A 7,417-nucleotide genomic window follows, 5' to 3' on the forward strand; every position below is an offset into this window, starting at 1 on the left:
TGGGCGAGGGCTGTTTTGTTACTTGAAAGGTCAGAATATTCATGTGCTTCGAGCTTTTGTGAAAAAATCACAAAAGACGCCAAAGAGAGAAATTGATCTTGCGAAAGAGCGAATGAAAGAGGTGAAATTATGAGTTTATCTACATTGAAGGCCAAGGCACTGAGTAAACCTGAAGTTAAACAGGCATACGAAGAATTAGCACCTGAGTTTGAGCTCATTAGTACCTTAATCTCGATGAGAGAGAAATCTGGATTAACTCAAGATGAGGTGGCCTTACGAATGGGGACAAAGGCGCCTAATGTATCTCGTCTAGAATCTGGTAAATCGAATCCTAGTTTAAGAACGCTAGTAAGCTACGCCAAAGCATGTGGCTTTAAGTTAGATCTTGGATTTAAGCATGCTTAACTGCGAAAACGGGGCTTTGGCCCCGTTTTTTGTTTGAAATAAACCCGTCTAAAAACACCCTGTAAATTGCCCTCAAACCGTCACAAACTTTCAATCGCTAACGGAAGCATGTCGCCTTGATCATCTATCTAAAATGCCGCCTATGGGCTGCTGAGGAGCTGGAAGGGCTGTTTTTAGTGCCAAACTGGCGTATTTAACATAAGAGGCACTTAGCGCACCGGACAGAACCAGAAACTGAGAGATATTATAGAGGGATACGATTTAGTTACTTTATTCTAATTGAATTGATTACGGTAGGTAGGCTTCTTACGCATTGTTTGATGCGATTTAGATTGTGCAGTCATTATAGCTAGCCAGACGCATTCCTTTTCTATGGTGATTTTCGATCATGCCGCTTTGTCTAGCGGCTTTTTTTTTCGAGGAAGAAGTGAATTATACCGGAATCCTATTCACTTCTTTGGCGAGATCCCATCGCATTGATTAGGGCTAATTGATGGCTAGCTACCAATATGAAATTCTAGAGCCTTATTCAAAACTCTGTTTACTTATTTAACGTAATTCCCGTAAACCGAATCGCAGAGAGGTCGCCAATGGCGGCCTTTTTTGTTTCACAGTGTGAAACTTGTCTTCATCGAGGCGTTACACGATCACGCCCGTTCGTCGATGATTTAACGTAACAGGCACTTTACGTACCTTGAAACTATAGTTCTTCGCCCGCACGTATAATGTGTAATGTAATTCATATTGGGTGATTAAATGTCAAAAGAAATTATTAGCTTCCAAGATGTTTTGATGGTCAAAGGCGCAGCAGAAGGCCAAACTTACTTTTCTCTAGCAAGTGATACGCTAAAACGCCAACGAGCGGTTGTTTCAGCTCTAGAGTTAATTAAAGCTGATGTTAGTGCATCTTACTCTACTGGAGGAACTGGTACTAAGGGGAGCTATGCCCTAGAACAACACATGCAAAATTTATCGGAATATACAGATTGTATTTTGAATGCGATGAATGGCTCACATCAGGATTAAGCATAACTCCCGTAATCCGCAGCTCTAAGAGGTCGCCCGAGGCGGCCTTTCTTGTCTTCTGTTCATTATTAAGTAGATATGTATACCTGGTATTTCAATTCTCACTATTTAGGTTTCTCGGGGAAACCTGTAGAGGTGTATTGCAATAAACCAAAAATTGGTTTATACTTAAAGAGTACAGTGAGAGATTGTTTGCTCACACATTGTTGTAATGTGACATGGTGGGTATGAGTATGAAAGCCACAGCATTTGGGAAATATCTCAGAAAATTGAGAATAGAAAAGGAAATGTTGCTTAAGGAGATGGCAGAAACTCTTAATGTTAGTTCGGCATACTTATCTTCATTGGAACTAGGTAAAAAATCTATTTCTGATGCAGTGATTAATAAAATTTGTTCTGCTTTTTCTTTAAATAAAGAGCAGCAAGATAAGCTAAAAGAATTGGCTATGAGGTCTCAGCCATCGGTAAAGATTGATCTTGTAGGAAAGTCTAATGAAGATCGAGAGGTTGTTATGTCTTTTGCCAGAAGATATGAATCGCTATCTGAAGAAGATCGAAAAAAGGTTATGAAAATGCTAGGAGAGTAAGCTGAATGTATAAAAGAAAACTCGGCACAAAGGTAGATCCACAAAGTAAAGATAGTATTCGAAAGATTGCCCAAGAAGCTAGAGATGGCCTTGGTATAAGGCAAGCTAAAGTGAATATTGTTGCTTTATTAGAAACATTACAATCTTTGGATGAAATAGAGATTGAAATTATTGAGGATCACGAGTTTTCTGGTTGTGAAGAAGCCATAGCTTATCCAGATAGAAATTTTATCCAGGTTAAAAATTCGATTTATGAATCTGCATCTAATGGGTGTGGGCATAGTATTTTTACATTAGCTCATGAGTTCGGTCATTTGATTTTACATAAGGATCAAAAGCCAAGCTTTGCTAGGGGCGAGCATAAAATATTTGAAGATAGCGAATGGCAAGCTGATACATTTGCTTCTGAATTCTTAATGGATTCACGACATATAGAGAAGGGAGATGACGCCAAAGAACTTGTTAAAAAATTTGGCGTCACTCACCATGCAGCTCAGGTAAGAATATCTAAGCTTTAGGTTTACATCACAGCATATTCGCCAAAACATGTTGTGCGTAAATCAGTAACACTTGTTGTCTTAATCGCCAAAAAAAGACAACAAAAAAGATGATGAACCAAGGGGCATCATCACCTAGCGTACTATTGAATGAACAAGTTTAGGTTAGCACCTACTCTCTTTAGACGCAAGGTTCAAAATCCCCCTTTGGTAAGGAGGTGAACTATGCATGTCATTAAAGAAAATCACTAATAAACAAGCACCTGCGGGTTTTCGTTGGATTTTTTGTCGTTATCGTAAAGTGCGAGGAAACTCTCAAAAAGTTCTCGATGCGCATGAGTATGGCTATGAAGCTTGGGCTTTTTTAGTTAGGTGTTAATTATGAATTAGAGCCTGTATTAATCAGGCTCTTTTTTTTATGTTATTAACGCTGTTTCTTTGAAGTTTTTATCAGTATGTGTCAATGTAAGTGTAATTACACATATGTGGATGTATCTAATGACAACTAAGCGTACAGTTACAACGACATCATGTCAGTTCCAGCTCCGCCTCCCTTGGGCGTTGCGAGAAGAAATCGAGGCTCAACTGGAAGAGGGGCAGAGCCTTGGTGGTTGGATTAAGGAGGCATGCGAGATGCGCCTTGGTGGCATCAAGCCCAACAAACCTAAACCTAAAACTCAAGAACGAGCAGTACCAAATGCAGCAAATGAGAAACGGGCGGCAGAAACTAGGGTGAAAATTGACTCGGTAATTTCAGGAATGAGTGCAGATGAAAAGTCACAGCTTCTAGGTGAGCGTTATCCGAAGGCTAGGTTTTCTGAACGTTCAGGGGTCTCTAAGGATTCAGTTCGTCGCTACTGGGATGAGATTGAAGCGATGCTCAAAGAAGGTGTTTAGAAAAGCGCTGTTAAATTGCGAAGTTATAAGTCGAGGGGTAAGATAAGCCCCAGAAAAAACAAAACCCCGAATCTCATCTAATCAACTTGGCGGGAGATTATGAGAGTTCAGGGTTTAGCATAAATGCTGAGGTAATTTTAACACATGGATCACCAAACACAATCCACACATGACCGCCATAAGCGCAGTTATGTGTGAAAACTGAACATTCAAACGCCTTTCAGCTCGATTTGTTCGAGTCACTCCCGAATAAGCCGTATTGCACGGATGAACTCGGTGTTACCTACATTCGTCCGAAGAAAACAGCAGTTAAGAAAAAGTACCTCCAGGTCAATCAGCCCAGTATGGTCACATACCTGGTGTTTGATATTGACCGTAATGGTGCTGTGTTGGCCTGGTACGATGCCAATCTTCCTGCGCCTTACTGGACAAGTAAGAACCCCAAAAACGGACACGGACATATCGCCTATCGTTTGAAAATCCCATTTTGCACGTCAGATATTGCCAATATCGAGCCAATTAAATACGCCGCAGCGATCCAATCAGCCATGATTGAGTGCCTGAAAGCGGATCGTGGGTTTGCTGGCTTGTTGACGAAAAACCCGATGCATCCGCATTGGCAGAATGAGTTTTGGACGGAATACGAGTACACGCTGGATGAGTTGGCAGATCACCTTGATTTGCGAGGCCATCCGTTACGCGGTATTGAGTCGGTTGGTTTAGGACGCAACTGTGAGTTGTTCGAATCTGTCCGTAAATGGGCATACAGGGCGATTAGGGATTACTGGGCACCGAACTATAAGCGGGTATGGAACAGCGCCGTGTATGAACGTGTTGAAGCGCTGAACGGCCAATTTAATCAACCTCTTCCTGTGTCTGAGGTGAAATCAATATCGAAGTCGATAGCGAACTGGACGTACAAGCATTTCACACCGGAAGGATTTCGTAAGAGCCAGGCTGTGAAAGGGGCAAAAGGTTCGAGAGAGAACAAAGCAAAAGCTGGTTCTTTAGGCGGTACGGTGTCTAAAGGTGGAGGTCGTCCTGATAAGAAAGCCTTGCTCCCTCAGGTCTTAGAGTTGAAAGCGCAGGGCTATAACAACCGAGCGATCGCCGAGGATTTAGGGATTGGTTCGGCTACAGTTAGTCGCTGGCTTCGTCTAATTTCAAATGAGTGATCCAAAACAAGCAGCCTTATCAGATAACAGCCCTTTTTAGGGCTGTTTTGCTTTCTTGTACCTTCTGCGGTTCATTGCAGCAATTGCGTTATTTCGACTGTGGGTTGTCTGTTTTTCACGGTCGTCTAATTCTGTTTTTAAACGTTGATATTCTGAGCGGTAGAATTCCACTTCTTGTTCAGCTTGTTGTTTGAGTTCCTGGGCCTCATGTTCCCGAGCTGAGACCTCTTGTTCTCTTTGTTCTATGTCGTTCTGTCTTTCGGAGAGTTCGTTTTGAACGATGCTAAGTTGGTCTTGATAGGCTGATTCTATTTTTTCTTGGGCATAGGTTTTAATGTTTTTGGTTACTCGTTCGGCTTCACTTTGGTAGTAATCCTGATCTTCTATGGCTTTTTGTTTCGCTTGTTCAGCGGCTTTTCGCTGATTTTGTAGTTCGCTATCTGTCATTACAGCAACCCACTTGAACAGGCAATAGCTCAGAACCAATGCTGTTATTGCTACCCCAACCAGCAATAGAATCGAGATTGTGTAATGCCAAATGTTTCCCCAACCGTGGCTGAGGATTTCGCCCTGGCCGTTAATGACTCGGTAGATATATTCGTTTTCGATGTTTCCACTGAACATTGTGAATGTGTTGTAGCCGTACCAAATCAGTACGCTTAAGATGATGACGCCAACTAGAAAAATCATCGTAGATAAACCTCGGTGATTGAGGGTCTGAAATGCCCCATTTCCTGTGATACGGTCTCTAATGCGGTGTGTCGGTCTAACCCGTGACTGACTTGTAATTCACGCATTCTGCTCTGTGCATAGGAATGACGAACACCGTGTGCACCGGTGCTCCATCCTAACGCCCGGTTTGATGCGGTTGAAAAAGAGCTCGACCATCGGTTGCCACCATTCAGGTCGTAGAATTGTTGGTAGTTAACTCCCCTGTCTGTAATCGTTCGAGGTTCAGGCAGTCGCTTTTCTTCAAGTCGTTCGGCCAGCTCGTTGGGTAGGCGGATTTCTCTGATCAGCCCTCCCTTTCCGTGTACGGTATAGGCATGTCCTTCACGTCCCAGGAACTTGGTCTCTAACGCAGGGCGGTCTGAGGGGGCACGTGCGGCCAAAGGACGTATCGTAAAGAGTTCGTGGGCCCTCAGACCTGCCGCTTCACTGATTGCTGTACTGAATGCATTGTTTTCACGCTGACAATCCATCACCATTTTCAAATGTTCGCTGCTGTATGCCCTCGAATTTAAGGCTTCATCGCGTTCAGAGGTGATAGTGGGGAGTTTTTCATTGGGGGCTAGCTGGTGCGTGACGCTTTGCATCATGTGCTGCAGTGCTTGTTTGGACATATTGAGAGAGGACTGGCCGTGATCCTGGCCTCGGTACTCGAGATATAGGATCGCCTGAGAGGGGGTCATGTCCCGTAATGAACAACGAAGTTCATTTTTAGCGTATTCCGCTATGTGTTTAAGGGCTTCTTCGTAGTTTCTGACACTGCCGACGGATTGAATTTTATCGCCTTGCAGGGCTTTTAAAACCGAGGCGGCTTGTTTGGCAGGGCTGGCGAACTTACCCATTTTTCTCTAACCATCGTGTGATTGTAGAGAGGGCAACTTTCATACGCTGTTTTTTGAGCCAGCGTTGAAGCTCGATGGGTCTGGCGCCGGCGTGATGCATTTGGAGCAGTTGGGATTCATAGCGTTTAAGCTTTGATATGCGGGGTTTGCGGATTTTCTTTGCCTCCTCCCGTATTGATTTGAGTTCGGCTTCTGCATCGAAATTACTCATATCGTCCACCCTTCATTGTAAGAACTACTGACTCCTAAGAGTTCAGCGACAATTTAATGCCTGTTCGCCACATTGTTTGAGTTAACGCACTCAGGCTTGACCGTTCTGACCTGGCGAATCCGTGTCGATGGATTAGGCGACTTCTCTCAGTGTGTAAGTACGACACTCCTTCAATCTCGCTTGAAAGAAAGCGTTGCTGTAACGTGCAATCACGACTCATTTTTGTCAGTTGAGCTTCAGGTTTACTTTCGTAACTCTCACTGGTCTGTGAGGTACAGATTTCCTGCCAAAAATTGGACTTACAGAACTCGACCTCTTTTTAGTTCTAGGTCGGGGCAAAGATGAACATCGTTTAAGCAACGACGGGCTATAAGTTCTATTTTTATATCAAAGCATATGAAATGAATCAAGTTGCGTATAAGGTTTGCGTGTAAACGCTTTGGCCTAGTGAGAACGCTATGTTCAGGAAGTTTTAACTTTCTAACATAGCGTTCGAGCAGCGAACGAAATTTGCGAAATGAGGCACGCATCACTCGACTCTCCAGCGCCTCCGGCGGGGAGAGTGAGCGTGTCTCGTTGAGTGAATTTGACAGGGGGATGGGGGCGGTAGGCCCCCAAATTTTTACATGTGAAAATCTGACGCGCTTCGCTTGTCGGCCAGCTTGAACCTGGCGAACTGATCGGCGGAGCCGGTTCGCCAAGTCCAAGCCGACGAGTGTTTATTGGATTATCCAATTATTAAGAGTAAACTTATCATATATGATAAGTTGAAAAGATGGCGAAATGGCTTGGAAAGTTGATTTTTATGAGGGGGTTGAGGACGAAATTTTGTCGATGCCCCCTAAAATTCAAGCTCGAATGATTCGGTTATTGGAGTTGATGGAAGAGCATGGTGCGAATTTAGGACCACCACATACTGAACCAATGGGTGACGGTTTATTTGAAATAAGAGCCAAAGCTAAAGAGGGAATTGGGCGAGGGCTGTTTTGTTACTTGAAAGGTCAGAATATTCATGTGCTTCGAGCTTTTGTGAAAAAATCACAAAAGA

At 43.5% G+C, this 7,417-nt stretch carries 12 protein-coding genes; 9 read left to right on the top strand and 3 right to left on the bottom strand.

Features of this window, described 5'->3' with window-relative positions; translation table 11 throughout:
• The 8 genes from Q0852_RS23045 to Q0852_RS23080 all read left to right on the top strand — a co-directional run.
• On the top strand, nt 1-133 hold a 133-nt coding region (locus tag Q0852_RS23045; RefSeq protein ID WP_367278184.1), incomplete at its 5' end, for a type II toxin-antitoxin system RelE/ParE family toxin.
• A complete protein-coding gene (locus Q0852_RS23050; protein WP_107291809.1) occupies nt 130-405 on the top strand; it encodes a helix-turn-helix domain-containing protein in 276 nt (91 codons plus the stop codon). The genes Q0852_RS23045 and Q0852_RS23050, both read left to right, overlap by 4 nt.
• 756 nt (nt 406-1,161) lie before the next feature.
• The gene (locus tag Q0852_RS23055) at nt 1,162-1,431 is read left to right on the top strand and encodes a hypothetical protein (protein WP_299022630.1); all 270 of its coding nucleotides are present in this window, start codon (nt 1,162-1,164) and stop codon (nt 1,429-1,431) included.
• A gap of 233 nt (nt 1,432-1,664) precedes the next feature.
• Nucleotides 1,665-2,018 carry a helix-turn-helix transcriptional regulator gene (locus Q0852_RS23060; protein ID WP_299022633.1) on the top strand — a complete coding sequence of 118 codons (354 nt, stop codon included), beginning with the start codon at nt 1,665-1,667 and terminating at the stop codon, nt 2,016-2,018.
• 5 nt (nt 2,019-2,023) lie between these two features.
• Nucleotides 2,024-2,536, top strand: a complete 513-nt coding sequence (locus tag Q0852_RS23065) for an ImmA/IrrE family metallo-endopeptidase (protein WP_299022636.1) — start codon at nt 2,024-2,026, stop codon at nt 2,534-2,536.
• A gap of 208 nt (nt 2,537-2,744) precedes the next feature.
• The gene (locus Q0852_RS23070) at nt 2,745-2,894 is read left to right on the top strand and encodes a hypothetical protein (RefSeq protein ID WP_299022639.1); all 150 of its coding nucleotides are present in this window, start codon (nt 2,745-2,747) and stop codon (nt 2,892-2,894) included.
• A gap of 119 nt (nt 2,895-3,013) precedes the next feature.
• On the top strand, nt 3,014-3,412 hold the full coding sequence (locus tag Q0852_RS23075; RefSeq protein ID WP_299022641.1) for a hypothetical protein: 399 nt from the start codon (nt 3,014-3,016) through the stop codon (nt 3,410-3,412).
• Nucleotides 3,413-3,606: 194 nt separating this feature from the next.
• Nucleotides 3,607-4,587, top strand: a complete 981-nt coding sequence (locus Q0852_RS23080) for a replication initiation protein (protein WP_299022644.1) — start codon at nt 3,607-3,609, stop codon at nt 4,585-4,587.
• A 36-nt stretch (nt 4,588-4,623) separates the two neighbouring features.
• On the opposite strand, the gene Q0852_RS23085 is transcribed toward Q0852_RS23080, so the two are convergent.
• The 3 genes from Q0852_RS23085 to Q0852_RS23095 all read right to left on the bottom strand — a co-directional run bounded on the left by Q0852_RS23085 (nt 4,624) and on the right by Q0852_RS23095 (nt 6,369).
• Nucleotides 4,624-5,277, bottom strand: a complete 654-nt coding sequence (locus Q0852_RS23085) for a hypothetical protein (RefSeq protein ID WP_299022646.1) — start codon at nt 5,275-5,277, stop codon at nt 4,624-4,626.
• Nucleotides 5,274-5,999 (bottom strand): site-specific integrase, encoded by a 726-nt coding sequence (locus Q0852_RS23090; protein ID WP_299022648.1) that lies wholly within the window; start codon nt 5,997-5,999, stop codon nt 5,274-5,276. Before Q0852_RS23090 ends, Q0852_RS23085 begins: the two co-directional genes overlap by 4 nt.
• A 151-nt stretch (nt 6,000-6,150) precedes the next feature.
• The gene (locus tag Q0852_RS23095; protein WP_299022649.1) at nt 6,151-6,369 is read right to left on the bottom strand and encodes a hypothetical protein; all 219 of its coding nucleotides are present in this window, start codon (nt 6,367-6,369) and stop codon (nt 6,151-6,153) included.
• 783 nt (nt 6,370-7,152) lie between these two features.
• Here Q0852_RS23095 and Q0852_RS23100 point away from each other — a divergent pair.
• Nucleotides 7,153-7,417: type II toxin-antitoxin system RelE/ParE family toxin (locus Q0852_RS23100; protein ID WP_299022652.1), on the top strand; the 265-nt coding region annotated here is incomplete at its 3' end.

It is taken from the genome of uncultured Photobacterium sp. (assembly GCF_947502415.1).
Classification (GTDB): domain Bacteria; phylum Pseudomonadota; class Gammaproteobacteria; order Enterobacterales; family Vibrionaceae; genus Photobacterium.